16 protein-coding genes are annotated in these 16,571 nt (G+C 62.6%); 3 read left to right on the top strand and 13 right to left on the bottom strand.

The genetic code is table 11. The features are described 5' to 3' along the window. Positions 1–27: 27 nt before the first annotated feature. A complete protein-coding gene (gene pta, locus BTN82_RS04235; RefSeq protein WP_075117912.1) occupies positions 28–2,127 on the top strand; it encodes a phosphate acetyltransferase in 2,100 nt (699 codons plus the stop codon). Then, on the top strand, positions 2,128–3,036 hold the full coding sequence (locus tag BTN82_RS04230) for an acyltransferase (protein ID WP_075117911.1): 909 nt from the start codon (positions 2,128–2,130) through the stop codon (positions 3,034–3,036). It begins immediately after the preceding gene. Between the two features lie 153 nt (positions 3,037–3,189). On the opposite strand, the gene cysN is transcribed toward BTN82_RS04230, so the two are convergent. From cysN to BTN82_RS04215, 3 genes are all read right to left on the bottom strand, one after another. Next, positions 3,190–5,088 carry a sulfate adenylyltransferase subunit CysN gene (gene cysN, locus BTN82_RS04225; protein WP_075117910.1) on the bottom strand — a complete coding sequence of 633 codons (1,899 nt, stop codon included), beginning with the start codon at positions 5,086–5,088 and terminating at the stop codon, positions 3,190–3,192. 12 nt (positions 5,089–5,100) lie between these two features. After that, positions 5,101–6,018, bottom strand: coding sequence for a sulfate adenylyltransferase subunit CysD (cysD, locus tag BTN82_RS04220; protein ID WP_075117909.1), 918 nt, complete (start codon positions 6,016–6,018; stop codon positions 5,101–5,103). A gap of 261 nt (positions 6,019–6,279) precedes the next feature. Further along, positions 6,280–7,038 carry a Nif3-like dinuclear metal center hexameric protein gene (locus BTN82_RS04215; RefSeq protein ID WP_075117908.1) on the bottom strand — a complete coding sequence of 253 codons (759 nt, stop codon included), beginning with the start codon at positions 7,036–7,038 and terminating at the stop codon, positions 6,280–6,282. Positions 7,039–7,140: 102 nt separating this feature from the next. On the opposite strand from BTN82_RS04215, the gene algW reads away from it, so the two are divergent. After that, the gene (gene algW / locus BTN82_RS04210) at positions 7,141–8,295 is read left to right on the top strand and encodes a Do family serine endopeptidase AlgW (RefSeq protein ID WP_075117907.1); all 1,155 of its coding nucleotides are present in this window, start codon (positions 7,141–7,143) and stop codon (positions 8,293–8,295) included. Between the two features lie 54 nt (positions 8,296–8,349). On the opposite strand, the gene hisC is transcribed toward algW, so the two are convergent. The 10 genes from hisC to BTN82_RS04160 form a co-directional block, all read right to left on the bottom strand. After that, entirely contained in the window at positions 8,350–9,402 is a 1,053-nt protein-coding gene (hisC, locus tag BTN82_RS04205; protein ID WP_075117906.1) for a histidinol-phosphate transaminase, read from the bottom strand. A 2-nt stretch (positions 9,403–9,404) separates the two neighbouring features. Then, entirely contained in the window at positions 9,405–10,733 is a 1,329-nt protein-coding gene (gene hisD / locus BTN82_RS04200) for a histidinol dehydrogenase (protein WP_075117905.1), read from the bottom strand. 123 nt (positions 10,734–10,856) lie between these two features. Beyond that, positions 10,857–11,492 carry an ATP phosphoribosyltransferase gene (gene hisG / locus BTN82_RS04195; protein WP_007929858.1) on the bottom strand — a complete coding sequence of 212 codons (636 nt, stop codon included), beginning with the start codon at positions 11,490–11,492 and terminating at the stop codon, positions 10,857–10,859. Between the two features lie 127 nt (positions 11,493–11,619). Then, positions 11,620–12,885, bottom strand: coding sequence for a UDP-N-acetylglucosamine 1-carboxyvinyltransferase (murA, locus tag BTN82_RS04190; protein ID WP_075117904.1), 1,266 nt, complete (start codon positions 12,883–12,885; stop codon positions 11,620–11,622). A 22-nt stretch (positions 12,886–12,907) separates the two neighbouring features. Next, positions 12,908–13,159, bottom strand: coding sequence for a BolA family protein (locus BTN82_RS04185; RefSeq protein WP_007929860.1), 252 nt, complete (start codon positions 13,157–13,159; stop codon positions 12,908–12,910). Positions 13,160–13,273: 114 nt separating this feature from the next. After that, a complete protein-coding gene (locus BTN82_RS04180) occupies positions 13,274–13,579 on the bottom strand; it encodes a lipid asymmetry maintenance protein MlaB (protein WP_075117903.1) in 306 nt (101 codons plus the stop codon). Next, positions 13,576–14,229: a phospholipid-binding protein MlaC gene (locus tag BTN82_RS04175; protein WP_075117902.1), complete on the bottom strand. Its 654-nt coding sequence runs from the start codon at positions 14,227–14,229 to the stop codon at positions 13,576–13,578. Before BTN82_RS04175 ends, BTN82_RS04180 begins: the two co-directional genes overlap by 4 nt. Positions 14,230–14,239: 10 nt before the next feature. Next, positions 14,240–14,707 (bottom strand): outer membrane lipid asymmetry maintenance protein MlaD, encoded by a 468-nt coding sequence (mlaD, locus tag BTN82_RS04170; RefSeq protein WP_075117901.1) that lies wholly within the window; start codon positions 14,705–14,707, stop codon positions 14,240–14,242. Next, positions 14,707–15,504: a lipid asymmetry maintenance ABC transporter permease subunit MlaE gene (gene mlaE, locus BTN82_RS04165; RefSeq protein ID WP_075117900.1), complete on the bottom strand. Its 798-nt coding sequence runs from the start codon at positions 15,502–15,504 to the stop codon at positions 14,707–14,709. The genes mlaD and mlaE overlap by 1 nt, the downstream gene beginning before the upstream one ends. Continuing rightward, positions 15,504–16,313 carry an ATP-binding cassette domain-containing protein gene (locus BTN82_RS04160; protein WP_075117899.1) on the bottom strand — a complete coding sequence of 270 codons (810 nt, stop codon included), beginning with the start codon at positions 16,311–16,313 and terminating at the stop codon, positions 15,504–15,506. Before BTN82_RS04160 ends, mlaE begins: the two co-directional genes overlap by 1 nt. Between the last annotated feature and the right edge of the window lie 258 nt (positions 16,314–16,571).

Below are 16,571 nucleotides of genomic sequence, written 5' to 3'. Positions count from 1 at the left end.
GTTGCCATGCACCCTTCGAGAATCCGCATGCAGACTTTTTTTATCGCGCCCACCGATTTTGGTGTGGGCCTGACCTCCATCAGCCTCGGGCTGGTGCGTACCCTGGAGCGGGCCGGTCTCAAGGTAGGCTTCTTCAAGCCCATTGCCCAGCCGCACCCCGGCGATACCGGCCCTGAACGCTCGACCGAACTGGTGGCCCGCACCCACGGCCTGAAGCCGCCACAACCGCTGGGCCTGGCCCATGTCGAGCGGATGCTCGGCGACGGCCAGCTGGACGAGTTGCTGGAAGAAATCATCACCCTCTACCAGCAGGTGGCCGTCGGCAAGGACGTGCTGGTGGTCGAGGGCATGGTGCCGACCCGCAGCGCCAGCTACGCCGCGCGGGTCAACCTGCACCTGGCGAAAAGCCTGGATGCCGAGGTGATCCTGGTGTCCGCCCCGGAAAACGAAGTGCTCACCGAATTGTCCGGCCGCGTGGAATTGCAGGCCCAACTGTTCGGCGGCCCACGCGACCCGAAAGTGCTGGGGGTAATCCTCAACAAGGTGCGGACCGACGAAAGCATGGAAGCCTTTTCCGCTCGTCTGAAAGAGCATTCGCCGTTGCTGCGCAGCGGCGACTTCCGCCTGCTCGGCTGCATCCCCTTCCAGCCGGAACTGAATGCCCCGCGTACCCGCGACGTGGCCGAGCTGATGGGCGCCCAGGTGCTCAATGCCGGCGACTACGAAAGCCGGCGCATGACCAAGATCATCATCTGCGCGCGTACCATGCGCAACACCGTGGAGCTGCTCAAGCCCGGCGTACTGGTGGTGACCCCCGGCGATCGCGACGACATCATCCTCGCCGTGAGCCTGGCGGCGATCAACGGCGTGCCCCTGGCCGGGCTGCTGCTGACCAGCGATACCCTGCCCGACCCGCGCATCATGGAGCTCTGTCGCGGCGCCCTGAACGCCGGCCTGCCGGTGCTGTCGGTGAGCACCGGTTCCTACGACACCGCCAACCAGCTGAACGGCCTGAACAAGGAAATCCCCATCGACGACCGCGAGCGCGCGGAGATCATCACCGACTTCGTCGCCAGCCACCTGGACGCCAAGTGGCTGCACCAGCGCTGCGGCACGCCGCGGGAAATGCGCCTGTCGCCGGCGGTGTTCCGCTACCAGCTGATCCAGCGTGCCCAGGAAGCCAACAAGCGCATCGTCCTGCCCGAAGGCAGCGAGCCGCTGACCGTGCAGGCCGCGGCGATCTGCCAGGCGCGCGGCATTGCCCGTTGCGTGCTGCTGGCCAAGCCGGCGGACGTCGAGGCCGTCGCCCGGGCCCAAGGCATCGAATTACCGCCAGGGTTGGAAGTCATCGACCCGGACCTGATCCGCGAACGCTACGTCGAACCCATGGTGGCGCTGCGCAAGAGCAAGAGCCTCAACGCACCGATGGCCGAACAACAGCTGGAAGACCCGGTGGTGATCGGCACCATGATGCTGGCCCTGGACGAAGTCGACGGCCTGGTCTCCGGCCTGATCCACTCCACCGCCAACACCATCCGCCCGGCCCTGCAACTGATCAAGACCGCGCCGGGCTGCACCCTGGTGTCGTCGGTGTTTTTCATGCTGTTCCCCGAGCAGGTGCTGGTCTACGGCGACTGCGTGATGAACCCGCACCCGAGCGCCAGCGAACTGGCCGAGATCGCCTTGCAGAGCGCCGACTCGGCGGCCGCGTTCGGCATCACCCCGCGAGTGGCGATGATCAGCTATTCCAGCGGCGAATCGGCCAGCGGCGAAGAGGTAGAGAAAGTCCGCGAGGCTACCCTGCTGGCGCATGAGGCCCAGGGTTCGCTGCTGATCGACGGCCCGCTGCAATACGACGCCGCCGCCAACGAAACGGTGGCCCGGCAACTGGCGCCCAACAGCCAGGTCGCGGGCAAGGCCACGGTCTTTGTGTTCCCCGACCTGAATACCGGCAACACCACGCACAAGGCCGTGCAACGCAGCGCCGACTGCGTCAGCCTCGGGCCGATGCTGCAAGGCCTGCGCAAACCGGTGAACGACCTGCCGCGCGGCGCCCAGGTCGACGATATCGTCTACACCATCGCCCTGACCGCGATTCAAGCCGCCAACCGACCTCTGGATGTGTAAATGCTGGATTTCCTACCTGCACCGCTGCGCGGTGTGATCGCCTCGCTGTTATTGGCGCTCAACACCCTCGTCTGCTGCACCCCGCTGTTCGTGGTGGCGATCGTCAAGTTGCTGCTGCCGTTCCCGGCCGCGCAGCGCTTCACCGACTGGTTGATGAGCCACATCCATGAGGCCTGGATCAGCAACAACAAGGCCTGGATGGACCTGCTCGGGCACACCCGCTGGCACTTAGGCGGGCTCGCCGGGCTGGACTACCAGCACTCGTACCTGATCACCAGCAACCACCAGAGCTGGGTCGACATCATGGTCCTGCAGTACGTGCTCAACCGGCGTATCCGCCCGCTGAAGTTCTTCCTCAAGCAGGAGCTGATCTGGGTCCCGGTAATCGGCCTGGCCTGGTGGGCCCTGGGGTTCCCGTTCATGAAGCGCTACTCCAAGGCCTACCTGGAAAAACACCCGGAGAAAAAGGGTAAGGACCTGGAAACCACTCGCCGGACCTGCGCGAAATTCCGCGACAACCCGGTGGGCATCTTCAACTTCGTCGAGGGCACGCGCTTCACCCAGGCCAAGCATGCACAACAGGCCTCGCCGCTGCGCTACCTGCTCAAGCCCAAGGCCGGCGGCATTGCCTTCGTCCTCGACGCCATGGGCGAACAGCTGGAGTCCATCGTCAACGTCACCATCCACTACCCGGCGGGCCAGCCGGGTTACTGGGACCTGTTGTGCGGCAAGGTCAACGAGGTGGTGGTGCATTTCGAGGAGTTGCCGATTCCGCCGCAGTTCATCGGCAAGAACTACGACCAGGACGGCGCTTATCGCCTGGAGTTCCAGGGCTGGATCAATCAGCTGTGGCAAGACAAGGATGCGCTGCTTGCCCAGATGCATCGCGAGTACCCCGGCAAGAAATGAGGTGTTCTATCGATCTGATCGCGAGCAAGCTCGCTCCTACAGAAAAGCCACGCTAACCCCCTGTAGGAACGAGCTTGCTCGCGATAGCTTTCCCAGGAACACAAAAAAGCCCGCGTCGATCGCTCGACGCGGGCTTTTCATGACCGCTAAGGCTTAGATCGCGCCGCGCTTGCGCAGCAGATCCAGCACTTGCTTGACGCCCTCTTCCAGCGACACGGACTGGGTGTCGATCACCAGGTCAGCATCCAGCGGCACGTCGAACGGGAAGGACTCGCCCGGGATATTGTCCCCGGCGGCCGCGTACAAGCCTTGCGGATCACGCTCGGCACAAACCGCCGGCGAGGCCTGGACATAGACCGTCAACAGACGCTCCTTGCCGATCAGGTCCCTGGCCTGCTCGCGACCTTCGGCGCTCGGGGCGACGAAGGCCGCCAGGGTCAGCAACCCGGCTTCGTTGAACTGGCGCGCCACATGCGCCGCACGACGCCAGTTCTCGGTACGCCCGGCGCGATCCTGCGGCAGCCCCTTGTTCAGGTCGTGGCGCAGGTTCTGGCCGTCGAGGACGAATACCGCACGCCCCATGTCGAACAGCTTGCGCTCCACCGCATAGGCCAAGGTGCTCTTGCCGGCGCCGGACAGGCCGCTGAACAGCACGGTGGCCGGTTGCTGGCCGAAGCGCTGGGCGCGCTCCTCGGTGGCTACATGTGCCAACTTGCCATGCTGGGTGGCGCTGCCATGCACCACAGGCTGGGCGACGATCATACCGGCGCCGACGGTGCCGTTGGTCAAGCGGTCGATGACGATGAACGCACCGGTGGTGCGGTTGCTGTCGTAGCCGTCGAGCGCGATCGGGGCGTCGAGGGCAATCTTGACCTTGCCGATCTCGTTCAACTGCAAAGCGCTGGCAGCCCCTTCTTCCAGGGTGTTCACATCGACCTTGTGGACGATGTTGGCGATAGAACCCGGCACGTAGCTGGTGGCACGCTTGATGTCGTATTTCTTGCCCGGCAGCATCGGCTCTTCGGCCATCCATACCAGCATGGCTTCGAAGCTGTCGGTCACCGGCGGAACGTTGTCGGCATGCACCAGCAGGTCGCCGCGGGAGATGTCGATCTCGTCTTCCATGGTCAGGGTCACGGCCTGGCCCGGGCCGGCGTGCTCCAGCTCACCTTCGAAGGTGACGATGGATTTCACCCGGCTGCTCTTGCCCGACGGCAGCACCACGACTTCGTCGCCCTTGTGCACGATGCCGCTGGCCAGGGTGCCGGCGAAGCCGCGGAAGTTCAGATTCGGACGGTTGACGTACTGCACCGGGAAACGCAGGTCGGTGAAGTTGCGGTCGCCCGCCACTTCCACGGTCTCGAGGATTTCCATCAGCGACTGGCCGGTGTACCACGGCGAACGCTCGGACTTGTTCACCACGTTGTCGCCCTTGAGGGCCGACATCGGCACGAAGTGCAGGCTGGTGGGCTTCATCTTCAAGCCTTCGGCGAACTTCAGGTAGTCGGCCTTGATCGACTCGAACACACCCTGGTCGAAGCCCTTGAGGTCCATCTTGTTGATGGCTACGACGATGTGCTTGATGCCCAGCAGGGAGGCGATGAAGCTGTGGCGACGGGTCTGGGTCTGCACGCCGTAGCGGGCGTCGACCAGGATGATCGCCAGGTCGCAGGTGGAGGCACCGGTGGCCATGTTGCGGGTGTACTGCTCATGGCCTGGGGTATCGGCAATGATGAATTTGCGCTTGGCGGTGGAGAAATAGCGGTAGGCGACATCGATGGTGATGCCCTGCTCGCGCTCGGCCTGCAGGCCGTCGACCAGCAGCGCCAGGTCGATATCGTCGCCGGTGGTGCCGACTTTTTTCGAGTCGCGGGTGATGGCTTCCAGATGGTCTTCGTAGATCATCTTCGAGTCGTGCAGCAGGCGCCCGATCAGGGTGCTCTTGCCGTCGTCGACGTTACCGCAGGTCAAAAAGCGCAGCAGTTCTTTGCGTTCGTGCTGGGCCAGGTAGGCGAGGATGTCCTCGCTGATCAATTCGGATTGATGCGACATGTTAGACCCTACTTAGAAATAGCCCTGACGTTTCTTGTCTTCCATGGAACCGGCGCCATCGTGATCGATGACCCGGCCCTGGCGCTCGGAAGTTCGCGTCAGGAGCATTTCCTGAATGATGTCCGTCAGGCTCTCGGCCTCGGACTCCACCGCGCCCGTCAACGGGTAGCAGCCAAGGGTACGGAAACGCACCTTCTTCTTGACGATGCGGGCCTTCTCCTCGTCGGAGAGGTGCTCGAGGATGCGCTCGTCGTCGATCATGATCAGGGTGCCGTTCTTCTCGATCACTTCACGCTCGGCGGCGAAGTACAGCGGCACGATCGGGATACCTTCGAGGTAGATGTATTGCCAGATATCCAGCTCGGTCCAGTTCGACAGCGGGAAGACGCGGATCGACTCGCCCTTGTTGACCTTGCCGTTGTAGACGTTCCACAGCTCGGGGCGCTGGTTCTTCGGATCCCAGCGGTGCTTGCTGTCGCGGAACGAATACACGCGCTCCTTGGCGCGGGATTTCTCTTCGTCGCGCCGGGCACCACCGAATGCCGCATCGAAACCGTACTTGTCCAGCGCCTGCTTGAGGCCCTCGGTCTTCATGATGTCGGTGTGCTTGGCACTGCCGTGGGTGAATGGGTTGATACCCTGGGCAACGCCGTCCGGGTTGACGTGGGTAATCAGGTCCAGGCCCAGCTCTTCGACCATCTGATCGCGAAACTTGTACATCTCCTGGAATTTCCACCGGGTGTCGACGTGCATCACCGGAAACGGCAGCTTGCCCGGGAAGAACGCCTTGCGCGCCAGATGCAGCATCACGGCGGAGTCTTTACCGATGGAGTACAGCATCACCGGGTTGTCGAACTCGGCGGCCACCTCGCGGATGATGTGGATGCTTTCCGCCTCCAGCTGTTTCAGATGCGTCAGTTTGTCGACCATGGCTACTCACGAAAGCTTTCTTATGGACGGCCTGCGGGCCGTGTTCGAGCGGGGCATGCTAGCACAGCGACCTCTTCTAATCAGGACGCCGGCTAGATCGAAACGGTATATGAATATACCCGCCTGTTTGTTGTGATTCCGTCGACTTGTAGCCGCTGCCGCAGGCTGCGAAAAGGTCCGCAGGAGCGTCCTGGGCTCCTCAAGAGCCGCGCCTGCTACGCAGTCGATCGCAGCCTGCGGCAGCGGCTACAGAGTCATGCTTTATATAGGGTTCGGGCAGTCGATGAACAAGTGCTCGAGGGCGAAACGCCGGGCCAGGTAGTCCCCCAGCGCCTGCACCCCGTAACGCTCGGTGGCGTGGTGGCCGGCGGCGATAAAACTGATGTCGTTTTCCCGGGCGCTGTGGAAGGTCTGCTCGGAGGCCTCGCCGCTCAGGTACAGGTCGACGCCGGCCTGCACCGCCTGATCGATGTAGCCCTGGCCGCCGCCGGTGCACCAGCCGACCCGCCGGATCATCTTGCTGCCTTCGACCACCAGCGGCTCGCGGCCCATCGCCTCCTGGACCTTGCGGGCAAAGTCCCGCGCGGTCATGGGCTCGGCGAGAGAACCAACCAGCCCGACGACTTTCAGGTTGTCCGGGTCCAGCGGGCCTTCCACGGTGATCTCCAGTTGCCGGGCCAACTGCACGTTGTTGCCAACGTCCGGGTGCAGATCCAGCGGCAGGTGATAGGCCAGCAGGCTGATATCGTGCTTGAGCAGGGTTTTCAGCCGGCGCTGCTTCATGCCGGTGATGCAGGGGTTCTCGCCTTTCCAGAAATAACCGTGATGCACCAGCACCAGGTCGGCGTTGGCCTCCACCGCGGCGTCGAGCAAGGCCTGGCTGGCCGTGACGCCGCTGACGATGCGCATCACCTGCGGCCGGCCTTCGACCTGCAGGCCGTTGGGGCAATAATCGGCGATTCGCGAACTGCCCAGGTAGCGGTCCGCTTCCTCTACCAGAGTGCTCAGGGCAACGGCCATAAAAGACTCCTAAATATCCCGTTCAGAGGCGCGCGCGGCCTCGTATAATGCGCGACATTATGGGCCGTCCCGAGCGGCCTGCAACCTCTCAGGATTTGCTCAATGCTCAAGGCTCTGCGTTTTTTTGGCTGGCCACTGTTGGCCGGCGTGCTTATCGCGTTGCTGATTATTCAGCGTTATCCACAGTGGGTCGGCCTGCCCAGCCTGGACGTCAACCTGCAGCAAGCTCCGCAAACCACGGCCCTGCGCCAGGGCCCGGTGTCCTATGCCGACGCGGTGACGATCGCCGCCCCGGCGGTGGTCAACCTGTACACCACCAAGGTCATCAACAAGCCGGCGCATCCGCTGTTCGAGGACCCGCAGTTCCGCCGCTTCTTCGGCGACAACCTGCCCAAGCAGCAGCGCATGGAGTCGAGCCTGGGTTCCGGGGTAATCATGAGCCCCGAAGGCTATCTGCTGACCAACAACCACGTGACCTCTGGCGCCGAACAGATAGTGGTGGCGCTCAAGGACGGTCGCGAGACCCTGGCCCACGTGATCGGCAGCGACCCGGAAACCGACCTGGCGGTGCTGAAGATCGACCTGAAGAACCTGCCTTCGATTACCGTGGGCCGCTCCGAAAACATCCGCGTCGGCGACGTGACCCTGGCCATCGGCAACCCGTTCGGCGTCGGCCAGACCGTGACCATGGGCATCATCAGCGCCACCGGGCGCAACCAGCTGGGCCTGAACAACTACGAAGACTTCATCCAGACCGACGCGGCAATCAACCCGGGTAACTCCGGCGGCGCGCTGGTGGATGCCAACGGCAACCTGACCGGGATCAACACCGCGATCTTCTCCAAGTCCGGCGGCTCCCAGGGCATCGGTTTCGCCATCCCGATCAAGCTGGCCATGGACGTGATGAAGTCGATCATCGAACACGGCCAGGTGATTCGTGGCTGGCTGGGCATCGAAGTGCAGCCGCTGACCCAGGAGTTGGCTGAATCATTCGGCCTGGCCGGGCGCCCGGGAATCGTGGTGGCGGGGATTTTCCGCGACGGTCCGGCGCAGAAGGCCGGCATGCAGTTGGGTGACGTGATTCTCAGTATCGACGGCGAACCGGCTGGCGATGGCCGGCGCTCGATGAACCAGGTGGCGCGGATCAAGCCCAGCGACAAGGTCAACATCCAGGTGATGCGCAACGGCAAGGAGCTCAAGCTCACCGCCGAAATCGGCCTGCGCCCGCCACCGGCGCCGGTCAAGGAAGAACAGTAAAGGCATCGCGAGCCAGCTCGCTCCTACAGGAGCGCACTGGCTCGCGATAACGGTTTAAAGCTCGCCCAGACCGTCGATCAAGGCCTGGTTCTGCTCTGGCGTACCGATGCTGATCCGCAGGAACTGGGCAATCCGCTCCTGCTTGAAGTGCCGCACAATCACTCCCTGTTCCCGCAGCTTGGCCGCCAGGCCCGCCGCATCGTGCTTGGGATGACGGGCAAAGATGAAGTTGGCGGCCGACGGCAGCACCTCAAAACCCTTGGCTTGCAATTGCGCGACCACTTGCTCGCGGCTATCGATCACCAACTGGCAGGTCTTGGCGAAGTACTCGCGATCCTCGAACGCCGCGGCGGCGCCAACGATGGCCAAGCGGTCCAGCGGGTAAGAGTTGAAGCTGTTCTTGATCCGCTCCAGCGCCTCGATCAAGTCCGGGTGCCCCACCGCCAGACCGACTCGCAGACCGGCCAGCGAGCGCGACTTGGACAGGGTCTGGGTTACCAACAGGTTCGGATAGCGGTCCACCAGGCTGATGGCGGTTTCGCCACCGAAGTCGATGTAGGCCTCATCAACCACCACCACCGAATCCGGGCTGGCCTTGAGGATCAGCTCGATGGCCTCCAGGGCCAGCAGGCAACCGGTCGGCGCATTCGGGTTGGGGAAGATGATCCCGCCGTTCGGCCTGGCGTAGTCGGCCGGACGGATCTGGAACTGCTCGTCCAGCGGCAGCGCCTCGAAGCCGATGCCGTACAGGCCGCAATACACCGGGTAGAAGCTGTAGCTGATGTCCGGGAACAGCAGCGGCCGGTCGTGCTGCAACAAGCCGTGAAAGATGTGCGCCAGGACTTCGTCGGACCCGTTGCCGAGGAATACCTGGTTGCTCTGCACCCCGTAATACCTGGCCACCGCCTGCTTGAGCAGGTCGCTGTTGGGGTCCGGGTACAGTCGCAGGTTGTCGTTCAGCTCGGTCTGCATCGCCGCCAGGGCTTTGGGCGACGGGCCGTACGGGTTCTCGTTGGTGTTGAGCTTGACCAGCTTGGTCAGCTTCGGTTGTTCGCCCGGCACGTAAGGCACCAGGTCCTTGACGAACGCACTCCAGAATTTACTCATGCTTATTGCCCCTGTTCCTGGTCGGCGACGATGCGGTACTCCGCGCTGCGGGCGTGGGCGGTCAGCGACTCGCCGCGAGCCAGCACCGACGCGGTCTTGCCCAGTTCGGAAGCGCCCTGCTCCGAGCAGAAAATGATCGACGAACGTTTCTGGAAGTCATACACGCCCAGCGGCGAGGAGAAGCGCGCCGTACCGGACGTCGGCAATACGTGGTTGGGACCGGCGCAGTAGTCGCCCAGGGCCTCGGAAGTGTGGCGGCCCATGAAGATCGCGCCGGCGTGGCGGATCTGCGGCAGCCAGGCATGCGGATCGGCGACGGACAACTCCAGGTGCTCCGGGGCAATGCGGTTGGCCACTTCGATGGCCTGCTGCATGTCGCGGACCTGGATCAGCGCGCCGCGGCCATTGATCGAGGTCTTGATGATTTCCGCGCGCTCCATGGTCGGCAGCAGCTTGTCGATGCTGGCAGCGACCCGGTCGAGGAAAGCGGCGTCCGGGCTGACCAGGATCGCCTGGGCGTCTTCGTCGTGCTCGGCCTGGGAAAACAGGTCCATGGCGATCCAGTCCGGATCGGTCTGGCCGTCGCACACCACGAGGATTTCCGAAGGACCGGCGATCATGTCGATGCCGACCTGGCCGAACACGTGGCGCTTGGCGGTGGCCACATAGATGTTGCCCGGACCGACCACCTTGTCCACCTGCGGCACGCTTTCAGTGCCATAGGCCAGGGCGGCCACGGCCTGGGCGCCGCCAATGGTGAACACGCGGTCGACGCCGGCGATGCAGGCCGCGGCCAGCACCAGCTCGTTGACTTCGCCACGCGGGGTCGGCACCACCATCACCACCTCGGCGACACCGGCCACCTTGGCCGGGATGGCATTCATCAGCACCGAAGACGGATAGGACGCCTTGCCGCCCGGCACGTACAGGCCGGCGCGGTCCAGCGGCGTGACCTTCTGGCCCAGCACCGTGCCATCGGCCTCGGTGTAGCTCCAGGAATCCTGCTTCTGTTTTTCGTGGTAGCTGCGCACCCGCGCCGCGGCTTTTTCCAGGGCTTCGCGCTGGGCCACGGTGATCCGGGTCAGGGCCAGCTCCAGGCGCTCGCGCGGCAGGATCAAGTCGGCCATCGAGGCCACTTGCAAGCCGTCGAAGCGCTGGGTGAACTCCACCAGCGCCGCGTCGCCGCGTTCGCGCACGGCCTTGATGATGTCCAGCACCCGCTGATTGACCGAGTCGTCAGACACACTTTCCCAGCTCAGCAGATGATCCAGATGATGCGCGAAATCCGGGTCAGCAGCGTTGAGTCGGGCAATTGCAGTGGGAGCGGTCATAGCGAGGGCCTCATTGAATGGCTAATGCTCAGGCGCCCTAAGCTACCAGTCCATTCGCGCGGGCACCTGAGAAAATTGGCTATGACACGGATAGACGGGCGCGGCTCGCGCCGCGCGAGTGAATCAACCGCGGTGTCGCGACTCCACTGCTTTGCGCAGGGTGTCGATCAGGGCCTGGATGCGGGCGTGCTGCATTTTCATGGAGGCCTTGTTGACCACCAGGCGGGAGCTGATCATGGAAATCAGCTCCTGGGGCTCCAGGCCGTTGGCCCGCAGGGTGTTGCCGGTATCGACCACGTCGATGATCTTGTCCGCCAGACCGATCAGCGGCGCCAGCTCCATCGAGCCGTACAGCTTGATGATGTCGACCTGGCGGCCCTGCTCGGCATAGTAACGCTTGGCAACGTTGACGAACTTGGTGGCTACGCGCAGGCGCCCCTTGGGCTCGACCGCGCCGATAGCGCCGGCGGTCATCAGCTTGCACTGGGCGATCTGCAGGTCCAGCGGCTCGTACAGGCCCTGGCCGCCGTATTCCATCAGCACATCTTTACCGGCCACGCCGAGATCGGCGGCACCATGCTCGACATAGGTCGGCACATCGGTGGCGCGCACGATCAGCAAGCGCACATCGGCCTGGGTCGTGGGGATGATCAGCTTGCGGCTCTTGTCCGGATTCTCGGTTGGCACAATGCCGGCTTCAGCCAGAAGCGGCAGGGTGTCATCAAGGATGCGGCCCTTGGACAGTGCGATGGTCAACATGGGAAACGTAAGTCCTTATCAGGATACTCATGCCCGGTCGCAAACGGCGCCAGACACGCATCGAGCCTGAACACAGGCTCGACTTGGAACGAAACCTTCGGGCACGTCCTTGTGCCCATCGCGCAAACTAGCCCGGTACGCGGCGGATCTTGGCGCCGAGCATCTGCAGTTTTTCCTCGATGCACTCGTAACCACGGTCGATGTGGTAGATGCGATCGATCAGGGTGTCGTCGTCGGCGACCAGCGCCGAGATCACCAGGCTGGCCGAAGCCCGCAGGTCGGTGGCCATCACTGGCGCGCCCTTGAGTTTCTCGGTGCCGGTCACGATGGCGGTATTGCCCTCGACCTGGATCTTCGCGCCCATGCGGTGCAGCTCGTAGACATGCATGAAGCGGTTTTCGAAGATGGTCTCGATCACCGCGCCAGTGCCTTCGGCAATGGCGTTGAGGGAGATGAACTGGGCCTGCATGTCGGTCGGGAACGCCGGGTACGGCGCGGTACGCACGTTGACCGCCTTCGGACGCTTGCCGTGCATGTTCAGCTCGATCCAGTCCTCGCCGGTGGTGACTTCGGCACCGGATTCCTTGAGTTTTTCCAGGACGGCTTCAAGGATGGTCGGATCGGTGTCCTTGACCTTCACGCGGCCGCCGGTGACGGCGGCGGCGACCAGGTAGGTACCGGTTTCGATACGGTCGGGCATGACCTTGTAGGTCGCCGAGTGCAGACGCTCCACACCGTCGATAGTGATGGTGTCGGTACCGGCGCCGGAAACCTTGGCGCCCATGGCGTTGAGGAAGTTCGCCAGGTCGACCACTTCAGGTTCGCGAGCGGCGTTCTGCAACACGCTGCGGCCTTTGGCCAGGGCAGCGGCCATCATGATGTTCTCGGTACCGGTCACACTCACGGTATCGAAGAAGAAATGCGCCCCGCGCAGGCCGCCTTCAGGCGCCTTGGCCTTGATGTAGCCACCTTCCACGTCGATCACCGCGCCCATGGCTTCCAGGCCGCGGATGTGCAGGTCGACCGGGCGCGAACCGATGGCGCAACCGCCAGGCAACGCAACTTCGGCTTCGCCGAAACGGGCAACCATCGGCCCCAGGACCAGGATCGAGGCGCGCATGGTCTTGACCAGCTCGTACGGTGCGATCAGGGTCTTGATGGTGCGCGGGTCGATTTCGACGCTGAGCTTCTCGTCGATCACCGGCTCGATGCCCATGCGGCCGAACAGCTCGATCATGGTGGTGATGTCGTGCAGGTGCGGCAGGTTGGCGACCGTCACCGGGCCATCGCACAGCAGGGTTGCAGCCAGAATCGGCAGGGCAGAGTTCTTTGCCCCGGAAATGCGGATTTCGCCATCAAGACGAACGCCGCCGGTAATAATCAATTTATCCATAAGAATCTCGACGCCCTTGGGCTCAGGTGCGCTCGGCCCAGGCCGCGCTGCTGAAAAATTTCATAGTGACCGCGTGGATGCTGCCATCGGCGATCCATGGGTTCAAATGGGCATAGATGCTCTGCTGACGCTTGACCGGACTCAAGGCCACGAGTTCGTCACTGATTACGTTCAGCTGAAAGTTGCAGCCTTCGCCCTCAACTTCTACCTGCACTGATGACAGAGTCTCGGACAGCTTTCCTTCAAGGAAGCTCTTCACTTCGTTGGCCTGCATGCTCAACCTCAATCGGCGCCCTGTGCGCGCGGGTCGGACATCATACAAAAAAGCCCCGCGCCTGCGAACCCCGCATAGCAGGACTCTGACGGGGGGCTTTCTGTCGATGGGTGGTTAAGGATGCGCCAGAATCTCGGTCAAACCGGAAACCTCGGCGATTTCGCGCATGTCCTCGGGCAAGGCGCGGATACTGACCGCCTTGCCGGCCGCCGCCGCATCACGCATGAAGGCCAGCAGCAACGACAAACCAACGCTGCTGGACTTCTCTACCGCCGAACAATCGAGCACCAGCGCCGCGGCCTGGCTGGAGGCGATCAGGGTTTGCCCCTGCTTGCGCAGGCCCGGGCCGGAGCGATAGTCCAGCACACCGCTGATCAACAGTTCGCCGGGCTCTCCCAGACGGACGGCCGACTCGCTCATTGCGTGACCTTCTCTGCGGCGTTTTCGCTGGCTTGCTTGGCCTTGGCCACTTCGCCCGCCCAGTTGTTGATGGTCTTGTCCAGATCGTTGCCGTTGCGCTGCATGGCATCGGAGAACTGATCACGGAACAGCTTGCCGATATTGATGCCGTTGATGATCACGTTGCGCAGCTTCCACTCGCCATTGATCTTCTCCAGCGTGTACGACACGGGATAGACCGCGCCGTTGCTGCCTTTGACCGTCATGCCGACGCTGGTGCGATCGCCCGACTCATCCCGCGGAGGATCGACGACGATGCCCTGGTTGTTGTACTCCAGCAAGGCATTGCCATAGAACTGGAACAGCCCCCTCTTGAAGTTTTCCTCGAAGGTACGCATTTGCTGCGGCGTGGCTTTGCGCGAGTACTTGACCGTCATGATGCTCTTGGAAATACCTTCGGCATCCACGACGGGCCCGACGATACTGTTAAGCGCCGCATAGAAGTCCTGCGGGTCCTGCTTGTACTTTTCTTTGTTGGCGGCCAGGTCTGCCAGCAGACGGCTGGTGGTGTCCTGGACCAGATCATGCGCGGAAGGTGCCGCCACGGCGCTAGCCATCAACGGCAACGCCGCCAGTAACACCAACAGGCTACGTCGCAAGGTAGAGATCATGAAAAACTCCTCATTTAGCGTCTTTGCTAACGGTATTGAGCAGGAACTTACCGATCAGGTCCTCAAGTACCAGTGAAGACTGGGTGTCATGGATGGTCCCGCCATCCTTGAGCAACGTGTCTTCGCCGCCGACGCTCAAGCCAATGTATTTCTCGCCGAGCAGCCCAGCGGTCAGGATAGATGCAGTGGAGTCGGTCGGTAGGTTATCTACGCGCTTTTCCAACTGCAGCGTGACCCGACCGGTGAAACTGTCGCGGTCCAGATCGATAGCCGTGACCTTGCCGATGGTCACACCGGCCATGGTCACTTTAGCTCTGACCGTCAAACCGGCGATATTGTCGAAATAAGCATAAAGTTTATAAGTATCGGTGCTCGAGGTCGGGGACAAGCCACTGACCCGCAAGGCAAGCAACAGCAAAGCCAGGATGCCAGCCAGCAGGAAAAGGCCGACACCGATTTCCAGGGTGCGGTTTTGCATCAGAAATCTCCAAACATCAAGGCGGTCAGAATAAAGTCCAGGCCGAGTACGGCCAACGAGGCGTACACAACGGTCTTGGTAGTGGCACGACTGATCCCCTCTGAAGTGGGCTCGCAGTCATAGCCTTGGAATACGGCGATCCAGGTCACGACAAAGGCGAAGACGATGCTCTTGATAATGCCATTGAGCACGTCGGCGCTGAACGTCACGCTGTTTTGCATGTTCGACCAGTAGGAGCCGTCATAGACACCCAGCCAGTCGACCGCCACCCACGAACCGCCCCAGATACCCACCACGCTGAAGATCATCGCCAGCAACGGCAGGGAAATGAAACCGGCCCACAGGCGGGGCGCGACAATGTATTTGAGCGGGTCGACACCGATCATCTCCAGGCTGGAGAGCTGCTCGGTAGCCTTCATGTTGCCGATTTCCGCGGTCAGCGCCGAGCCGGCACGACCGGCGAAGAGCAATGCCGTGACCACCGGCCCCAGTTCACGCAGCAGGGTCAGGGCCACCATCTGCCCCACCGCCTGCTCCGAACCGTAGCTAGACAGGATATTGAAGCCCTGCAACGCCAGGACCATGCCGATGAACACCCCGGAGACCACGATGATCACCAGGGACATCACGCCCACCGAATGCAGCTGCTTGACCAGCAGGCCGAAGCTGCCGCCCACCCGGCCGCGGCCGAACAACACATGAAACAGCATCAGGCTCGAACGGCCGAGCACCGCGAGAACGTCGATGCCCGAGTGGCCGAACAGACGGATCCGCTCCAGTAAAGATACTTTGCGCATCAGCGCTTCCCCAGAAGATCTGCGCGGTAATCCGGCGCTGGAAAGTGAAAGGGTACCGGGCCGTCGGGGTCACCCTTCATGAACTGACGGATCCGCGGGTTATCGGACCCCATCAATTCGTCGGGAGTGCCCTGCCCCAGCACCTGGCCGTCGCCCACGACATAGATGTAGTCGGCGATGCTCGCGGTTTCCGCCAGATCGTGGGAAACCACGATACTGGTGATACCCAGCGCATCGTTGAGCAGGCGGATCAGGCGTACCAGCACGCCCATGGCGATCGGGTCCTGGCCTACGAACGGCTCGTCGTACATAAGGATCTGCGGGTCCAGGGCGATGGCCCGGGCCAGCGCCACGCGACGCTTCATACCGCCTGACAACTCGTCGGGCATCAGGTCGATGGCACCGCGCAAGCCGACCGCCTGCAACTTGAGCAGGACAATATCGCGGATCATTTCATCCGGCAGCTCGGTATGCACGCGCAACGGAAAGGCAACGTTCTCGAACACATCCAGATCGGTGAACAGCGCGCCGCTCTGAAACAGCACGCCCATCTGCTTGCGGGCGTCGAACAGGTCCCCGCGCGACAACTTGGGCAGGTTCTGGCCATTGACCCAGACTTCGCCGCTGCTGGGACGCAGTTGCGCGCCCATCAACCGCAAGAGCGTGGTCTTGCCGCAGCCGGAAGGCCCCATGATGCCGGTGACCTTGCCCCGCGGAATACGGATATCGACATTATTGAAGATGCTGCGCGCACCGCGCTTGAAGGACAGTCCCTTCAGCTCGACCGCGTAGGCGTTATCGGCACTCATCTAAACTCCTTGCGATGCAGCCTCTCACTCGGACGCTTGGCTCCCTGCCGGGAGTACATGCACCCAGGGCAGGCCGAACTGGCGGCGAACTATATCACTGCTGATACGGAGCCCCCAAGGCCGAAGCCACCCATGTTCAGGATCACGACAGGCTAAAACGGGCTTTACAGAACAATTCCGGGCTATAGAAGGTCAAAGGCTGACGAACTTGCGTGAGGGAATCGATCATTACCGCTATAATCGCCGCCTTTTCATCAG

This window comes from Pseudomonas chlororaphis, assembly GCF_001921865.1.
In the GTDB taxonomy this organism is placed as follows: Bacteria; Pseudomonadota; Gammaproteobacteria; order Pseudomonadales; family Pseudomonadaceae; genus Aquipseudomonas; species Aquipseudomonas chlororaphis_D.
Note: the sequence above shows the minus strand (reverse complement) of the source record. Positions and strands in the feature narration are given on the sequence as shown.